General features: G+C 65.6%; 14 protein-coding genes and 1 pseudogene. 4 read left to right on the forward strand and 11 right to left on the reverse strand.

Translation table 11 applies throughout. From position 1 onward, the window contains the following. Positions 1–313: 313 nt before the first annotated feature. From H2040_RS12830 to H2040_RS12840, 3 genes are read right to left on the reverse strand one after another with little or no spacing between them, the layout of a single operon-like run. Positions 314–478, reverse strand: coding sequence for a hypothetical protein (locus H2040_RS12830; RefSeq protein WP_287157908.1), 165 nt, complete (start codon positions 476–478; stop codon positions 314–316). A gap of 57 nt (positions 479–535) precedes the next feature. Beyond that, positions 536–1,639, reverse strand: coding sequence for a PA0069 family radical SAM protein (locus H2040_RS12835; RefSeq protein WP_287157909.1), 1,104 nt, complete (start codon positions 1,637–1,639; stop codon positions 536–538). A gap of 42 nt (positions 1,640–1,681) precedes the next feature. Continuing rightward, complete coding sequence (locus tag H2040_RS12840) at positions 1,682–3,286, reverse strand: cisplatin damage response ATP-dependent DNA ligase (protein ID WP_287157910.1); 1,605 nt, start codon at positions 3,284–3,286, stop codon at positions 1,682–1,684. 147 nt (positions 3,287–3,433) lie between these two features. On the opposite strand from H2040_RS12840, the gene H2040_RS12845 reads away from it, so the two are divergent. Beyond that, positions 3,434–5,032 (forward strand): AbgT family transporter, encoded by a 1,599-nt coding sequence (locus tag H2040_RS12845; RefSeq protein ID WP_022699404.1) that lies wholly within the window; start codon positions 3,434–3,436, stop codon positions 5,030–5,032. A 79-nt stretch (positions 5,033–5,111) separates the two neighbouring features. Continuing rightward, complete coding sequence (locus tag H2040_RS12850; RefSeq protein ID WP_022699403.1) at positions 5,112–5,294, forward strand: DUF3008 family protein; 183 nt, start codon at positions 5,112–5,114, stop codon at positions 5,292–5,294. A gap of 81 nt (positions 5,295–5,375) precedes the next feature. On the opposite strand, the gene H2040_RS12855 is transcribed toward H2040_RS12850, so the two are convergent. The 7 genes from H2040_RS12855 to H2040_RS12885 form a co-directional block, all read right to left on the reverse strand. Then, on the reverse strand, positions 5,376–7,295 hold the full coding sequence (locus H2040_RS12855) for a calcium-binding protein (protein WP_287157911.1): 1,920 nt from the start codon (positions 7,293–7,295) through the stop codon (positions 5,376–5,378). Between the two features lie 138 nt (positions 7,296–7,433). After that, the gene (locus tag H2040_RS12860; protein WP_287157912.1) at positions 7,434–8,828 is read right to left on the reverse strand and encodes a calcium-binding protein; all 1,395 of its coding nucleotides are present in this window, start codon (positions 8,826–8,828) and stop codon (positions 7,434–7,436) included. 142 nt (positions 8,829–8,970) lie between these two features. Further along, complete coding sequence (locus H2040_RS12865) at positions 8,971–10,095, reverse strand: calcium-binding protein (RefSeq protein WP_287157913.1); 1,125 nt, start codon at positions 10,093–10,095, stop codon at positions 8,971–8,973. 143 nt (positions 10,096–10,238) lie between these two features. Next, entirely contained in the window at positions 10,239–11,369 is a 1,131-nt protein-coding gene (locus tag H2040_RS12870) for a calcium-binding protein (RefSeq protein WP_287157915.1), read from the reverse strand. A 203-nt stretch (positions 11,370–11,572) separates the two neighbouring features. Continuing rightward, on the reverse strand, positions 11,573–12,799 hold the full coding sequence (locus H2040_RS12875; RefSeq protein WP_287157918.1) for a calcium-binding protein: 1,227 nt from the start codon (positions 12,797–12,799) through the stop codon (positions 11,573–11,575). A gap of 90 nt (positions 12,800–12,889) precedes the next feature. After that, positions 12,890–13,432 (reverse strand): hypothetical protein, encoded by a 543-nt coding sequence (locus H2040_RS12880; RefSeq protein ID WP_287157920.1) that lies wholly within the window; start codon positions 13,430–13,432, stop codon positions 12,890–12,892. Positions 13,433–13,493: 61 nt separating this feature from the next. Then, entirely contained in the window at positions 13,494–14,504 is a 1,011-nt protein-coding gene (locus H2040_RS12885) for a ligase-associated DNA damage response exonuclease (RefSeq protein WP_353844861.1), read from the reverse strand. A gap of 143 nt (positions 14,505–14,647) precedes the next feature. On the opposite strand from H2040_RS12885, the gene H2040_RS12890 reads away from it, so the two are divergent. Both H2040_RS12890 and H2040_RS12895 read left to right on the forward strand, forming a co-directional pair. Next, positions 14,648–15,025, forward strand: coding sequence for a hypothetical protein (locus H2040_RS12890; protein ID WP_287157924.1), 378 nt, complete (start codon positions 14,648–14,650; stop codon positions 15,023–15,025). Beyond that, positions 15,022–15,831 (forward strand): annotated as a pseudogene (locus H2040_RS12895) (DUF2145 domain-containing protein). Before H2040_RS12890 ends, H2040_RS12895 begins: the two are co-directional and overlap by 4 nt. On the opposite strand, the gene H2040_RS12900 reads toward H2040_RS12895, so the two are convergent. Next, positions 15,828–16,629 (reverse strand): hypothetical protein (locus H2040_RS12900; protein WP_287157926.1); only part of this gene is annotated, 802 nt, incomplete at its 5' end. The pseudogene H2040_RS12895 and the gene H2040_RS12900 sit on opposite strands and share 4 nt — an antisense overlap.

Consider the following 16,629-nt stretch of genomic DNA (forward strand, 5'->3'; position numbering starts at 1 on the left):
TCTGGTCAGACCCTGCCGTATCCCGGGAACCGCGTTCAACTCCGTCCCTCGGGCGACCGGATCCGAAGCCCCTCGCATGACGGCGAACGGGACGAGCTTACGCCGTCCCCGCACCCGGTCTGATATTTTCGGGATTGTCCCTGCTTTCCCGGCCCTTCGAGACGCCGCGCCCTTGGCGCGGCTCCTCAGGGGAAGGGTGATAGGAAGGGATGGAGAAACAATAGTTTCCAACCCCAAGCCTTAGCCTGAGGAGCCCGGAAGGGCGTCTCGAAGGCGGGGTCCGGACAAGCGCGAATTTCCCCGGGAAACTCTGCTATTCTTCCCCGATGCCCTCGCAGTCTTCCAGGGCGCCGGGATAGGCGTCGGCCTCGGCGCGGCACTGGCTGCGTTCGGCGTTTTCGGCGGTGTCGGAGAAGTCGAGGGTTTCGCAGGCGGCGAGGCCGAGGAGGATCAGGGCGGAGAGGGCGAGGCGTTTCATGGCGGGCGCTCCGGTGCGGCGGCAGGGTGGTTCGCTCAAGGTGCCGCGCGCCGCGCTTCAAAGCAATCGGGGTTGCGCGCCGTCGCGTTCGGGCGGCTCGAACAGGTCGGTGCGCAGGGGGCGGCGGTCCTGGTTGTAGTCGTAGCGGCGGAGAGCGGCGCGGAAGCGCTTGGCGATCAGGTCGGCATAGGGGCCGGTTCCGCGCTGGCGGACGCTCCAGCGGGAATCATAGTCGCGGCCGCCGCGCATCTGGCGCATCAGGGACATGACGTGATCGGCGGCGTCGGGGCGCGTGGTGGCCAGCCATTCCTTGAACAGGTCGGCGATTTCGCGCGGCAGGCGCAGCATGACATAGGCGGCGCTGGTCGCCCCGGCCTCGCGCGCGCTTTTAAGGATCGGTTCGATCTCTGAATCGGTGAGGGCCGGGACGATGGGGGCGACCATGACGGTGACCGGGACGCCGGCTTTCGACAGCGCCTCGATGGCTTTCAGGCGCTTGTCCGGCGTGGCGGCGCGCGGCTCCATATCCCGCGCCAGCTTGCGGTCCAGCGTGGTGACCGAGACGGCGACACGGGCCAGGTCCTGCCGCGCCAGCTCGGCCCACATGTCGATGTCGCGCGTGACCAGCGCGCTCTTGGTGATGACGCTGACCGGGTGGCGGGTCTTGATGAAGACGGGCAGCATTTTGCGCATCAGCCCGAACTCACGCTCGGCCGGCTGGTAGGGGTCGGTATTGGCGCCGATGACGATGGTGGAGGGGCGGTAATTCGGCGCGGCGAATTCCTTCTTCAGAAGGTCCGCGGCGTCCGGCTTGAAGAAGATGCGGCTTTCGAAATCCAGCCCCGGCGAGAGGCCCCAATAGGCGTGGCTGGGCCGGGCGTAGCAATAGATGCAGCCATGCTCGCACCCCTGATAGGGATTGATGGACTGGCTGAAGGAAATGTCGGGCGAGTTGTTGCGGCTGATGATCCGCTTGGGGTGTTCGGCATGGATGCGGGTGTGGAGTTTGGGCGGGTCGCCGTCATCTTCCCGCCAGCCATCGTCGAAGGGCTCATAGCCGTTCGGCTCGAACCGGCCGGAGACATTGGAGCGCGCGCCGCGGCCGCGCGGCTGAATGGCGTCGGGCAGGGCTTTGCGGCGGTCGGGATTACGCTCGGACATGCCGAGGACAATAATCCTAGGAAATAGAACGAAGCAAGAACATTAGTCAGGCAGCATGGCTTCCAGCGTTTCCAGCCGGTCGGCCTCGGCGGCCGGCTTGTCCCAACGCAGGCGGTGGATGCGGGGGAAGCGCATGGCGACGCCGGATTTGTGGCGGGCGGAGCGGTTGAGGCCCTCGAAGGCGATCTCCAGCACCAGGCCGTTTTCCTTGTCGGCTTTTACCGCGCGGACGGGGCCGAAGCGGTCGATCGTGTTGTCGCGGACGAAGCGGTCGATCTGTTTCAGTTCTTCGTCCGTGAAGCCGAAATAGGCCTTGCCGACGGGGACCAGCTCGTCGCCGCCGTTTTCGCCCTCGCGCCAGACGCCGAACGTGTAGTCCGAATAGAAGCTGGAGCGCTTGCCGTGGCCGCGCTGGGCGTAGAGAAGGACGGCGTCGATCAGATAGGGGTCCTGTTTCCACTTGAACCAGGGGCCTTTGGGGCGGCCGGGCTGGTAGACCGAATCCCAGCGCTTGAGCATGACGCCCTCGATCTCCGGCGCGGGCGGGTCGGCGCGGTGTTTTGCCAGCTCCTCCCACGTCTCGAAGGGGACGAGGGGGGAGATGTCCAGCCGGTCGCCGCCTTCGTGCGTCTCGATCATTTTTTCGAGACGCTGGCGGCGCTCGGCGAAGGGCTTTTTGCGCCAGTCCTCGCCTTCCAGCGTCAGCAAGTCATAGGCGCGGATAAAGGCGGGGCGATCCGTCATCTGTTTCTTCGAGACGGTCTTGCGGTTCAGGCGCTGTTGCAGCTCCCCGAACGGGGCGACCGAGCCGTCCTTGCGGCGGACCAGAAGCTCGCCATCGATCGCGCCGTGGAAATCCAGCCCGGCGAGGACATCCGGAAAGGTGCCGCTGATCTCGTCGCCGGTGCGGGAATAGAGGCGTTTATAGCCGTTCTCGCAGACCGCCTGCACGCGCACCCCGTCCCATTTCCACTCCGCCGCGTAGTCTGACGGATCAAGGCGGTCTTTCAGCGCCTTCTCCTCCAGCGCGGTGGCCAGCATGACCGGGCGGAACAGGGCGAGATCGCCCGGCTCGGGCTTGTCCTGATCGCCTTCCAGCCAGGCGAAGAGGGACTCATAGGGCGGGTCGATGCCGTGCCAGATCTCCTCCACATGCTGCACGTCGACATCGCCGAAGGCGGACAGCGCGGTCTTGGCCAGACGCGCAGAAACCCCGATGCGCAGGCCGCCGGTGACCAGTTTCAGGAGCGCCCAGCGCTGGGTGGCGCCCAGCGCGTCCAGCCAGCGTTCGACATGGGCCGGGCCGTCGGCGCGGGTGGAGGCCTGCAGCGTCTCCACGATTTCGGAGAGATCGGGCGCGCGGTTGGCGCCGGGGCGGGCGGGCCAGACCAGCGCGATGGTCTCGGCCAGATCCCCGACATAGTCATAGGACATGGCGAACAGCGCCTCATCATAGCGGTCCGCGATCAGGGCGCGGAGCATGGCGGGTTTGACGGAGGGGATGTCCAGATCGCCGGTGATGGCGGCCAGCGCATAGCCGCGGTCCGGGTCCGGGGCGTTACCGAAATACTCGGTCAGCAGCGCGATCTTGGCGTTGCGCTGTGGCGTCAGGGAGAGCCGGTCGAGAAGGGCGGAGAACGCTTCCATGGAGCCATCATATAGGGCGCCGATGCGCGGAAGGCTGCAATTACGACAAGGCTTCTCAAAACCATTGTGCAGCGTCTAGGGTGTTCGCAATGAGGGATGCGCGCGGCTTCGGCGAGGGAGATCCGCGACTAAAAAAGGGGTCTTCCAATGGCTGAAGCGCAGGTCGAGCGCCAGAAGGGCATTCTGGGCGTTATTGAACGGACGGGGAATCGGCTTCCCGATCCGGTTTTCATTTTCCTGTATCTGATACTGGCGCTGGTGGCGGTGAGCGTTGTCGCGGCGCTGGCGGATATGGGCGTGGCGCATCCGATCGAGACCGGGCCGAATGGCGAGGCGGTGCGTATCGAGGCGGCGAGCCTGCTGTCGGCGGAGAATTTGCGCCGCTTGCTGACCGAAATGCCCCAGACCTTCACCCACTTTCACCCGTTGGGCTATGTGCTGGTGGTGATGCTGGGCGCGGGCGTGGCGGAGCGGGCCGGGCTGTTCGGCACGGCGATGCGCGCGGGCGTGCGGAACGCGCCGAAATTCCTGCTGACCCCGGCGGTCGCGCTGGTCGCCATGATGGGCAACCACGCCGCGGACGCGGGCTATGTGGTGCTGATCCCGCTGGCGGCCGTGCTGTTCGCCGCTGCCGGCCGCCACCCGATCCTTGGCATAGCCGCGGCGTTCGCCGGGGTGTCGGGCGGGTTTTCCGCGAACCTGTTCCCGGGGCAGCTGGACGCGCTGCTGTTCGGGATCACGCAGGAGGGCGGGGAGATCCTGATCCCCGATTATCAGGCCAATATCGCCGGTAACTGGTATTTCATCGCCGGGCTGATGTTCCTCTATCTGCCGGTCATCTGGTTCGTCACCGACCGGATTATCGAGCCGCGGCTGGGCAAATGGACCGGCGGGGCGACGGTGGGCGCGACAGAGCAGGACGGCGAGGCCGCCGACCCGGACGCGCCGCTGACCCCGGGGCAGCGAAAGGGCCTGGTCTGGGCCGGGCTGGCGTCGCTGGCGGTGGTGGTGATCTGGGTATTGCTGACGATCGGGCCGGGACAGGCGCTGATCGATCAGACGGCCGATCAGGCGGCGGCGCGCTTCTCGCCGCTGTTCCGCTCTCTGGTGGCCGGGTTCTTCGTGCTGTTCCTGGCCGCGGGCTGGGCCTATGGCGCGGCGGCGGGCACGATCAATAATCACCGCGACCTGGTGGGGATGATGACCAAGGCGATGGGCGACATGGCCTATTACCTGGTGCTGGCCTATGCCGCGGCGCATTTCGTGGCGATGTTCGGCTGGTCGAATCTGGGCCTGATCATCGCGGTGGCCGGGGCCGGGGGGCTGGAAGCCTCCGGCCTACCGCTGCCGGTGCTGCTGACGCTGCTGGTTCTGCTGACCGGGTTCATCAATCTGTTCGTCGGCTCGGCCAGCGCGAAATGGGCGCTGCTGGCGCCGGTGCTGGTGCCGATGTTCATGCTGATCGGCGTGTCGCCGGAGGCCACCACGGCGGCCTATCGCGTGGGCGACTCGGCGACAAACATCATCACGCCGCTGATGGTCTATTTCCCGCTGATCCTGGTGTTCGCGCAGCGCTGGGTGCCGGGCTTTGGCCTTGGCAGCCTGACCGCGACGATGGTGCCCTATTCGATCTGGATGCTTATTACGGGCCTGATCATGACGTTCGCCTGGGTCTATCTGGGCCTGCCGCTGGGGCCGGGCGCGGAGGTCGGCTACACGCTGCCGGCCTCGGTGACCGGGCAGTAGGGACGGGAACCGGCGGGGCGGCCGGCGGTTCTTCCTCTCGCCGCCCGTGGCGAGAAGAAGACCTGAAAGGAGCCCCGCCATGCCCGCCAAATCGAAAGACCAGCAAAAGGCCGCCGGCGCGGCGCTGTCCGCCAAGCGTGGCGAGACCAAGGTCTCCGAGCTGAAAGGCGCCTCGAAGGAGATGTACGACTCCATGTCCGAAAGCGAGCTGGAGGACATGGCCTCGGCCAAGCGCAAGGGAAAGCCCGAGAAGAAGGGCTGAGGCGCAGAAACAAGAAAGCCCGCCGCCCGCAGATGCGGGGGCGGGCTTTCTTGTTTTTGAATGGTTTGCGCTTAGTCGGCGCTAGAGCAGGAAATCCGCCTCCAGCGGTTCGTCGCCGAAGACCAGGATTTCGAAATCCGCGCTGGCGTCTCCGTCGACATCGGCCTGAACCAGATAGCGCCCGCCGCCCTGATCGACCACGCGGAGCTGTCCCGCGGCGCTGAAGGAGCCGGTGATGAAGGTGAAGGCCTGGTTTCCGGGCGTGGTCGTGTCGGCGTCCATGAGATCCAGGAAGATGGATTCATTGCTCTGGAAGTCGGCGATGACGTCGCGGTCGCCGCCCGTGCCGGAATGGCTGAGCGCGGTGAAGATGAAGATGTCGCCGTTACCGCCGCCGCCATAGAGGATGTCGCGTCCTTCGCCGCCGAGGAGCTGGTCGCTGCTGCCGCCGCCCTTGAGCATGTCGTCGCCGGTTCCCCCGATCATGAAGTCCGCTCCGACGCCCCCGATCAGCCGGTCATCGCCCGCATCCCCGTTAAGGCTGGCCACGCCGTCGCCGCTGAAGAGCCGGTCATTGCCATCGCCGCCGAACAGCTCCGCCCGGCCGCCCGCGCCGCCGATCAGGACATCGCTTCCCGCATCGCCATAGAGCTTGTCGAGGCCGGTTCCGGCGAACAGTTCGTCATCGCCGGTTCCCCCGCTGAGCGTGTCGTCGCCGTTCCCGCCAACCAGCCGGTCATTCAGGGCCAGCCCGCGAAGATCGTCATTGCCGTCGCCGCCCAGCAGAACGTCCGACCCTTCCGCCAGGAAATAGTTGTCGCCATAAAGCGTGTCGTCGCCCGCGCCGCCGTCGATCCGGTCATCGCCCGAAGCGCCATAGGCGACATCATTTCCGCCGCCGCCGAAGATCGTATCCGCCCCGGACTCGCCCTGCAGGCTGTCGTCGCCTTCGCCGCCGTCCAGACGGTCATTCCCGGTTCCGCCATAGAGCATGTCGGTCCCGGTTCCGCCGAACAGGAAGTCATTGCCGGAATAGCCGTAGAGCGTGTCGTTATCGGCGCCGCCCAGCAGGGTGTCGTCGCCGGTTCCGCCGAACAGGGTGTCCAGGCCGGCGTCGCCAAACATCCGGTCATTCAGGGCGTTTCCGTACAGCAGGTCGTCGCCATCGCCGCCGAACAGGGTGTCGGAGCCGGTGGTGGCGAAAAAGTCGTCCCCCACGACCCGGTCGTTGCCCGCGCCGCCAAAGAGCCGGTCCGCGCCTGCATTGCCGTAAAGGGTGTCGCCGCCGTCCCCGCCATCAAGGCGGTCTTCGCCCAGACGGCCGTTCAGGACATCGTCCCCCATTCCGCCATAGAGGGCGTCGGAGCCGGTCTGGCCGTCCAGAGTGTCGCTATCGGCGCCGCCGAAGAGCCTGTCCCCGCCCGTTCCGCCATAGAGCGTATCGCTGCCCTGTTGTCCGTAGAGGAGGTCGTCGCCGGAATTCCCGAACAACGAGTCCATGCCGGTTCCGCCCTCCAGCCGGTCCGTCATGGCGTTGCCGCGCAGCGTGTCGTTTCCGCCGCCGCCGAACAGCACGTCCATCCCGGCGCCGCCGTAATAGTCGTCGCCTATGAGTTCGTCATCGCCATCGCCGCCGAACAGGACGTCATTGGCGTCGCCGCCATAGATTTCGTCCGCGCCGGCGCCGCCGTCCAGAACGTCTGCATCATCGCCGCCATCCAGGGAATCGTCGCCGGCTTCGCCGAGCAGACGGTCAGCGCCGGCCCCGGCGCGCAGCGTGTCGCTGCCGGCTTCGCCCTTCAGGCGATCCGCGCCCGCGCCGCCATAAATTGTGTCATTGCCCGTTCCGCCGTGGATGACGTCGTCGCCGCCCTCGCCGCTGAGATAGTCGGGGCCGGTCAGCCCGAAGATTATGTCGTTTCCGCCGCCGCCCTGAATCGAGTCCGCTTCGCTGCCGCCAAACAGATTGTCGTCGCCGTTCGTGCCGCTGATGACCGCCATGCCGAATCGCTCCCCTGACCAATGATGGCGGGAAACTAACCTATGTTAGTCGAGGGGCAACCGCTGTCCGGATTATATTTGAATACAAATGTGCCTGACGAAGCGGTCCGTCCGGCAATCTGAAGGACCATACAGCTGTTACAGTACGAAATCCGCCTCGACAGGTTCATCGCCGAAGACCAGGATTTCAAGATCGGCGGTGGCGTCTCCGTCGACATCGGCCTGGACGATGAAGCGCCCGCCGTCATCCACCACGCGGAGCTGTCCCGCGGCGCTGAAGGAGCCGGTGATGAAGGTGAAGGCCTGATCGCCGCCCGTGGTCGTGTCTGCGTCAATGGCGAAAAGTTGGATCGTATCGGCGCCGCTCTCGAAGTCTGCGATGACGTCGCGGTCGCCGCCCGCGCCGGAATCACCCGCTCCGAAGCCGAAGTCGTCGTCGCCGGATCCGCCGAACATGACATCCCGGCCTGCCCCGCCGGTGATATTATCGTCGCCGCCGCGGCCTTTGAGGAGGTCGTTGTCCGCGCCGCCCAGGAGCGTCTCCCCGTCATCGCCCCCGACCAGAAGGTCATCGCCTTCATCGCCGTTCATAAAGGCGCCGCCGGATTCATTGAACAGACGGTCATTGCCGGTTCCGCCAAAGAGATCGTCGCCGAAGGCTCCAAGCTGGGAGGCTCCGCCGAACAGCGTATCGTCGCCTGCGCCGCCAAAGATCTGGTCATCGTCGTTTCCGCCGAACAGGAGGTCGGAATCGGCGTCTCCCCGGAGCGTGTCATCCCCGTCGCCGCCCTTGAGCAGGTCGGAGCCCAGGCCGCCCTCGATCGCGTCGGCGTCCAGCCCGCCAAAGAGCCGGTCCGCGCCGCCAACGCCGGAGAGGAAATCGGATCCCGCGCCGCCGAACAGGGTGTCAGCGCCGCTTCCGCCGATAAGACGATCTATGCCCGTTTCGCCAAAGAGCACATCGTCGCCTAAACCGCCATAAAGGTCGTCCGAGCCGTCGCCGCCGAACAGGCTGTCATCGTCGGCCAGCCCTGCCAGCACATCATCGTTATCGCCGCCCTTGAGCAGGTCATCGCCGGCGCCGCCGAACAACTGGTCCTCGCCAAGCCCGCCATTGACCAGGTCCGCGTTGTCGCCGCCGAAGACGAAGTCATTTCCGGCGCCGCCAAAAAGACGGTCATTGCCTGTGTCGCCATAGAGGCGATCGGCGGCGCCGCCGCCCGCCACGACATCGATCCCGGCCCCGCCAAAGAGGGAATCCGCGCCATCCCCGCCGAGCAGGCGGTCATCGCCACCCTCGCCAAAAATGCCGTCCACGCCGGTTGCGCCCTTGAGACGGTCATTGCCGGTCCCGCCATATATCGTATCGTCGCCGGCGCCGCCCTTGATGACGTCGTTTCCGGCCTCGCCGTCCAGCAAATCCCCGCCGCCGCGGCCGAAGATGATGTCCGAACCGGCGTCGCCATAGATCGAGTCGATTTCCGTGCCGCCGAACAGGTTGTCGTTACCGGCCGTGCCGTTGATGAGCGCCATTTTCGAACATCTCCGTATTCAATGGAGTTCGGCACCCTAACGTGCGTTTTCGTAGCGGCAAGAAAAAACGGCCTCGCCGGCGGGCCGGCGGGCCGTTTCACACTCTTGATTGCAATGCCTTCCGGCAGGCGGGAGAACGCCGTCAGAAAATATCGCCGGAGAGTGGTTCGTCACCGAAAACAAGGATTTCGAAGTCGGCGTTGGCGTCGCCGTCCACATCCCCCTGGATGACATAACGGCCGCCGCCAATGTCCTGCACGCGCACCTGCCCGGCGGCGGAGAAGCTGCCGGTGATGAACAAGAAGGCCTGAAAGCCGCCTGTCGTGGTATCGGCGTCGAAGTTCAGGATGATCTGGTCCTCGTTATCGAAATCGGTGATGACGTCGCGATTGGCGCCGCCGACTCCGCTTTCCGAGATATCGTAATAATTGAACGTGTCCCCGCCCGCTCCCCCGGTCAGGATATCCCGGCCCGCGCCGCCAATGAGCGTATCGTTTCCGGCGTTGCCTTCCAGATAGTCGGCGCCCGCGCCGCCTTCCATGTTATCAGCGCCGCCGGCGTCATCGCCGCCAATCAGGCGGTCATCGCCGTCCCCGCCGAAGAGATTGTTGCTGCCGGCGCCGCCGAACAGGGAATCATTGCCGATTTCGCCGAACAGGCTGTCGCTAAAACCGCCGCCGCCGACCAGAATGTCGTCACCATCGCCGCCGCGCAGCGTGTCAAAATTCCCCAGCCCGCCGAACAGGCGGTCCGCGCCCGTGCCGCCGAACAGAATGTCGTCGCGGTCGCCGCCCTTCAGGATATCGTTGCCGGCGGCCCCAAAGAGGGAGTCGTCGCCGTCGCCGCCATTGAGCAGATCCGCGCCCGCGTCGCCGTACAGGTTGTCGTTGCCGGTTCCGCCAAAGACATTGTCATCGCCCAGCCAGCCGCTGAGAATGTCATTGTCCGCACCGCCGCTGACGACGTCATTTCCGGTTCCGCCGAACATGATATCCCGCCCGGCCTCGCCCAGCAGCCTGTCATTTCCCTCTTGGCCATCGATCGTGTCGTTATGGGCGCCGCCCTTGATCCGGTCTGCGCCTGCGCCGCCAGACAGGTTATCAGACCCGTCGCCCCCCTTCAGGACGTCGGCGCCGGTATTGCCATAGAGAAAGTCATTGCCGCCGCCGCCGAAGACGATGTCATCTCCGGCCAGGCCGTAGATAGTGTCGTCTCCGGTTCCGCCCGTGAGAACGTCGTTGTCCGTCGTACCGTTGATGAGCGCCATGTTCGATTGTCTCCGCATTCAATGGGTCGCGCACCCTAACGTGTGTTTTCGGAGCGGCAAGAAGAAACGGCCCCGCCAGCGGGCCGGCGGGGCCGTTTCATACTCTTGATTTGCACCGCCGCCCGGCAGGCGGGGGACCGGGCTCAGAAAATATCGCCGGAGAGTGGTTCGTCACCGAAAACAAGGATTTCGAAGTCGGCGTTGGCGTCGCCGTCTACATCCCCCTGGATGACATAACGGCCGCCGCCAGTGTCCTGCACGCGCACCTGCCCGGCGGCGGAGAAGCTGCCGGTGATGAAGGTGAAGGACTGGAAGCCGCCTGTCGTGGTGTCGGCGTCAAAACCCAGGATGATCTGGTCGCCGCCATTGTTTTCGAAATCGGTAATGACGTCGCGATTGGCGCCGCCGACGCCGCTTTCCGAGATATCGTTATAGCTGAAGGTGTCGAAGCCCGTTCCGCCGGTCAGGATATCCCGGCCCGCGCCGCCGATGAGCGTGTCGCTGCCGGCATTGCCTTCCAGATAGTCGGCGCCCGCGCCGCCTTCCATGTAATCGCCGCCGCCGGCGTCATCGCCGCCAATCAGGCGGTCATCGCCATCCCCGCCGAACAGGTTGTTGTTTCCGATTCCGCCGAACAGGGAATCATTGCCGCTTTCGCCGTAGAGGTTGTCTAGAGCACCGCCGCCGCCGACCAGAATGTCGTCATCATCGCCGCCGCGCAGCGTATCGTTATTCCCCAATCCGCCAAATAGCCGGTCCTCGCCAATACCGCCAAACAAGTCATCGTCGCCGTCGCCGCCCTTCAGGAGATCGTTGTCGGTGGCGCCAAAGATAGAGTCGTTGCCGTCGCCGCCATTAAGCAAATCCGAACCGCCGCCGCCGAACATGGTGTCATTTCCGGTTCCGCCGAAGATATTGTCGTCGCCCAGCCAGCCGCTGACCTGATCGTCGCCGCCACCGCCGCTGACGACGTCATCTCCGGTTCCGCCGAACATGGTATCCCACCCGGCTTCGCCCAGCAGCCTGTCATTTCCCTCTTGGCCATCGATCGTGTCGTTATGGGCGCCGCCCTTGATCCGGTCTGCGCCCGCCCCGCCAGACAGGTTATCGGACCCGTCGCCCCCCTTCAGGACGTCGGCGCCGGTATTGCCATAGAGAAAGTCATTGCCGCCGCCGCCGAAGACGATGTCATCTCCGGCCAGGCCGTAGATAGTGTCGTCTCCGGTTCCGCCCGTGAGAACGTCGTTGTCCGTCGTGCCGTTGATAAGCGCCATGGTCTGTCAGTCTCCCGCAAAATTTCGGAGCACTATAACCAGCGTTATCGCCGCGGCAATCGAAACCGGAACTTTGTTAGTTTATCGGGGGGGACGTGAAGGCCGCCATCGCGCGAGTCAGGCCAGTCCTCTTCGGCCGTACGCATGAAACCTGCAGGTTCGGGCCGAAGGTTTCATACGCATAATCTTTTGCCGCCCTTTGACTAGAGGATGAAATCTCCCGCGGTCGGCGTGTCTCCCAGGACGATGATTTCCACGTCGCTGTTTCCGTCACCGTCCGTGTCGGCCTGGATGATCGCGCGTCCGCCCTGGTCAATCACGCGCAACTCGCCCGCCGCGCCGCTGAAACTGCCAGTGATAAAGGTGAAATCCTGATTGCCGCCGGCGCCGGTGTCGGCGTCCATGAAGCCGAAATGGATTGTGTCCACGCCGCCTTCGAAGTCGGCGATGACGTCCCTGTCGCCGCCGAAACCGGCGCCTGCCGAGGAGGTGAAGTAGAAGATATCGGCGTCCGCCCCGCCATACATGACATCCTTTCCGGAGCTGTCATAAAGCTGGTCGTCCCCGGCTTCGCCGAACAGAAAATCGTCGTCCTCGTCTCCATTCAACTTATCCGCGCCGGAGCCGCCTTTCAGACGGTCTGTTCCGGTGCCGCCGCGAACTTCATCGTCGCCCGAGCCGCCGAACATGAGGTCATCGCCATTGTTGCCGTAAACAAGGTCGCTGCCTGCGCCGCCAAAGACCGTGTCGGCGCCGTCTTCGCCCGACAGATAGTCGTTGTCCGCCCCGCCAAACAGGCGGTCATCGTCAGCTCCGCCGTAAAGGTCATCCAGCCCGGCGCCCCCGAAGAGACTGTCGCTGCCGGAGCCGCCAAAGAGTTGCTCGTTGGACTCGTCGCCGGCGACAAGCGTGTCATCGCCGCCATTGCCGTATAACTCGTCGCGACCTGTTCCACCGAACAGCTGGTCAGCGTCCCCGCCGCCATGCAGGGAGTCGTCCCCGGCGCCGCCGCGAAGCGTGTCCGCGCCGCCGCCGCCGAACAGGCCGTCGCTGCCCGTTCCGCCAAAAATGACATCATCGTCAAAATCGCCGGACAGACGGTCATTACCGCCGCCGCCGAGGATCAGGTCCGATCCGGAGAAGCCATCGACGCTGTCGTCCCCCGCCCCGCCGAACAGGCGGTCATTGCCAGTGCCGCCGTCAAGATAATCGCTCCCGGTTCCGCCCTTGAGACGGTCGGCGCCATCGCCGCCGTAAAGCACATCAGTACCGTCGCCGCCGTTCAGGATGTCGTCCCCGGCTAGTCCGTAAAGCCGGTCGTATCCGCCGCGCCCGGCGAGGACATCAGAGCCGCTCCCGCCGAAAATCGTGTCGCTTCCGCTTCCGCCGGACAGATTGTCATTGCCGGTCGTGCCGTTGATGAGCGCCATGTCTATTTCCTCGGCAAAAAAATGAGGGAAAACAGTAGCGGCGGTTAGTAATTTGTAAACCTATGTTAATACGAATACTTCAAAAGGCGTTTATTCGCTGTCTGGATCATCCTCGACATTGCGCATGAGACTTTGCGGTTCGGCGCCGAAGGCGCGGACGCAGATTTCCTCGGCAAAGCCGCCGCGAATCTGACGGTCGGCCATCACGCTCATCATCACCGCGCCGCCCGCGCCCAGTCCGCCGCGGACCTCGCGCTCGATCATGTATTGGCCGGCGGTCTCGCTGGTTTCGAGGTCATAGAGGGTGACCGCGCCGGTCACGGCGGCGGTGTCGGTCATCACCGCGCTCTGGATGGGGTTGGGATATTTGACGGTCTGGAGGTCGACATCGAGGCGCAGCGGGCGATCCCCGGTTGCGCATTCGTCCAGCGCCTCGCGCAGGGTTTTCTGCATCTTGGTGGCGAAGTCGGCCGAGATGCCGGCGTCCGGCGCGGCGCTGACGTGCAGCTCTTCCACATAGCCGGACGCGGCGAGGTCGTCGGACAGGGCCTGCGAGGTCTCGCCCCCCGCGGTGACGCAACCGGCGAGCAGGAGGGCGGCGGGCGCGGCGGCGGCAAGAGCGGCGTATTTCATCGGGCCAGATCCTTTTGGAAGCGTCGCTGTCATTAAAGCGCACGCAGCCTGTTGGTTCAGCCTAATCGTTCTCGTCCTCGTAACCGACGAGCGAGAGGGCCTTGGCGGGGATGCCCTGTGTCTGCGCCCAGAGGGCGAGGGCGTCTTCGCGGCCATGGGTGATCCAGAGCTCGCCGGGGGCGACCTCGCGGATGGTGTCGGTCAGCTCGTCCCAGTCGGCGTGGTCGGAGATGATCAGCGGCAGTTCGACGCCGCGCTGACGCGCGCGGGCGCGGATGCGCATCCAGCCCGAGCAGAAGGCGGCGACGGGATCGGGGAAGCGTCGCGCCCATTTGTCCGTAAAGGCCGAAGGCGGGCCGAGAATGATGGCGCCGGCGAAATCGCCCTTCTTGCCGCGCTCGACCGTGGCCGGCTCCAACGGGCCGAGGTCTATGCCGTGTTCTTCATAGAGATCGCAGAGCTTCCGAAGCGCGCCGTGGATATAGAGCGGCTGGTCATAGCCGGCCTCGCGGATATGGCGGATGACGCGCTGCGCCTTGCCGAGCGCATAGACGCCCACGACATGGGCGCGCTCCGGGAAGCGGCGGACGGAAGCCAGCAGCTTGTCCACCTCGCCCGCCGTGTCCGGGTGGCGGAAGACGGGGAGGGCGAAGGTCGCTTCGGTAATGAAGACGTCGCAGGGGACGGGTTCGAATTCCGGGCAGGTGGGGTCGCGGCGGCGCTTGTAGTCACCGGAGACGACCATGCGCAGACCGCCCTTCTCCACGACGGCCTGGGCACTGCCGAGCACATGACCGGCGGGGACCAGCTTCACCTTCACGCCGTCAACGGTGACGGTTTCGCCATAGGGGAGGGGCTGGACGCTTTCGGCGAAATTCTCGCCATAGCGGACGGCCATGATGGCCAACGTCTCCGGCGTGGCGAGAACGTGCTTATGGCCCGCGCGGGCGTGATCGGCGTGGCCATGGGTGATCACCGCGCGCTCCACCGGGCGTACGGGATCGACGAAGAAGCCGCCCGGCGGGCAGCAGAGACCTTCGGTCACGGGGCGGAGGAGCTCGGCGGGTTGCATGATTTTGAAAATAGGGTGTGACGGCGTGACTGCGAGGGTTTGGCCGCATTGCGTGGCATGGTTGTATGCGTCCAGTCATCTCGCGTTCATCCGGCCTCGTCTGGGGTGAGGCGCGTATTGCAGAAGGGACACGAGGTTTTCCCATGAAACAGCTTTCTATCGCCGCTGCGGTTGCCGCCCTGTGCGCCGCGCCCGCCGCCTACGCCCAGTCCGTCGACGATTCGTCCGAAGCCGTCGCGGGCAGCGGCGAGGCCGCAGCGAAACTCTCCGCCGCCGGGGTGAAGACCGCCGTCGGCTCCGCCGCCGTGCCGCTGGGCTCTGCCGCCGCCACGACCACCCTTGCCGGCGCGTCCGCCGGGGCGGCCGCCGAGGGAATGTGGGAGTCCGCCAACGCGCCGCTGGAGGTGGATGACGAGGTCGTGCTGCAGGCCGACCCGCCGCCGAACGTGCCGCGCGACCCCTATGCGGCTGAGGCTGACGCCGCGGGCAATGAAGAGACGGACAAGGAGGCGGACGAATGAGGGCCGCGCTCGCCATTTCCGCCGTGGCGCTGTTATGCGCTGCGCCCGCCAACGCGCAGGTCGATTCCAGCGCCCCCGCCGCAGAACCGGTCAAGCTGACCGAGGCGGAGGCGGCCGCGTTCTCCAAGCAGATCGAGCGGCGGCTGGCCGCCGGCGGCGCCCGCGTGGCGATCGTGTTCCGGTCCGGACGGCCGAGAGAGGCCCTGCCGGACGGAATTTCCTATACGCATGGCGCGTTCTGGACGTATGGCCCGATCGAGACCGAGGACGGCAAGACGCTGAACGGCTATGCCGTGCACAATCTCTATCAGGGCCGGGAGGACGTGCTCAGCTCCTATCTGAAGCAGGACTTTCCATATGATTTCGTGAAGCCGGCGGTGGAGGAGCGCGTCGGCGTCATCGTGCCGACGCCGGGCATGTAGAAGCGGATCCTGGAGATCATAACGTCGGATCAGTACAAGGCGATGCACCAGCTCGCCTATTCCCTGATCTCCAACCCGCATGACGCCAGCTACCAGAACTGCAACGAGTTCATGCTGGACGTCATCGCTGCGTCGGCCTGGGACACGGCCGACAGGGCGCAGATCAAGACCAATCTGGCGGCGTATTTCGAGCCTTCGCTGGTGGAGACCAGCCTGATCCAGCGCCTGTTCGCGCCGATGGCCGATGCGCGCCTGCGCACGGACGATCACGACGGCGATATCCGCACCACCACCTTCGCCTCCATGGCGGCGTTCATGGAGGAATATGACCTGTCGGACGCCAGCTACGAGATCACGTTCGAGCGGGAAGGCGCGGGAAACTAGCCGCTGGTGCTGACCGCCGCGGTGGTCGCCGCCGTGGTGGCGGCGATGACCGCGGCCTGTTCGGCGGCGATGATGGCGAGGAGTTCGCGCACGGACTGGTCCGGGCTGGCCTTGCCGAGCGCGGCCAGCGCCAGGCAGGCCGCCAGCGCCCCGGCGGAGGTGGAGAGCTTGCGCTTGCGCTCGAAGGCCGCGTCGAGCGGCGGCTCCAGCGCGGCGTGAAGCGTGTCCGGGTCGGGCGCGGCGGCGGCGAGGAGGGCGCGGCGCTCGTCATTCAACAGCTTGAGCCGTTTGTCTGTCTTCCGGCCCTCTTTCAGGGATTTGAAATTATTGGCGAGGACGGGGGCGTTCGGATCCAGCGCCGCCAGTTTCGGCGCGTAGCCGGTGGCGGTCGGCCCCCAAAGTCCCGCGGCCTCCAGCCCGCTGCGCGCGGCCTCGAACCGGGCCAGCGCGGTTTCCGGGGTGACGCCCTGCAGCGCCAGGCTGAGAGCGGGAACGGGGCCGATTGCGCGCGCGCCGTACCAGCGGCGGGGCGCGGCGTCGATAATCGCCTGATGGCGTGTCCAGAGCGCATCGCCGGCTTCAGTATCGGAAACGGCCAGCATGATCGCCGCCTGCGGGCGCAGGCCGGAGAGCGCGCCGAAATGCTGGCGCGGCAGGGCGTGGCGCGCGGCCTCCAGCGCCTTTTCGTCCTTGCCGGTGGCCAGAAGGGCGGCGGCGAGGAGGGCGCGGCGCTCGTCATTCAACAGCTTGAGCCGTTTGTCTGTCTTCCGGCCCTCTTTCAGGGATTTGAAATTATTG

The organism is Euryhalocaulis sp. (assembly GCF_013911995.1).
Classification (GTDB): Bacteria; Pseudomonadota; Alphaproteobacteria; order Caulobacterales; family Maricaulaceae; genus Euryhalocaulis; species Euryhalocaulis caribicus.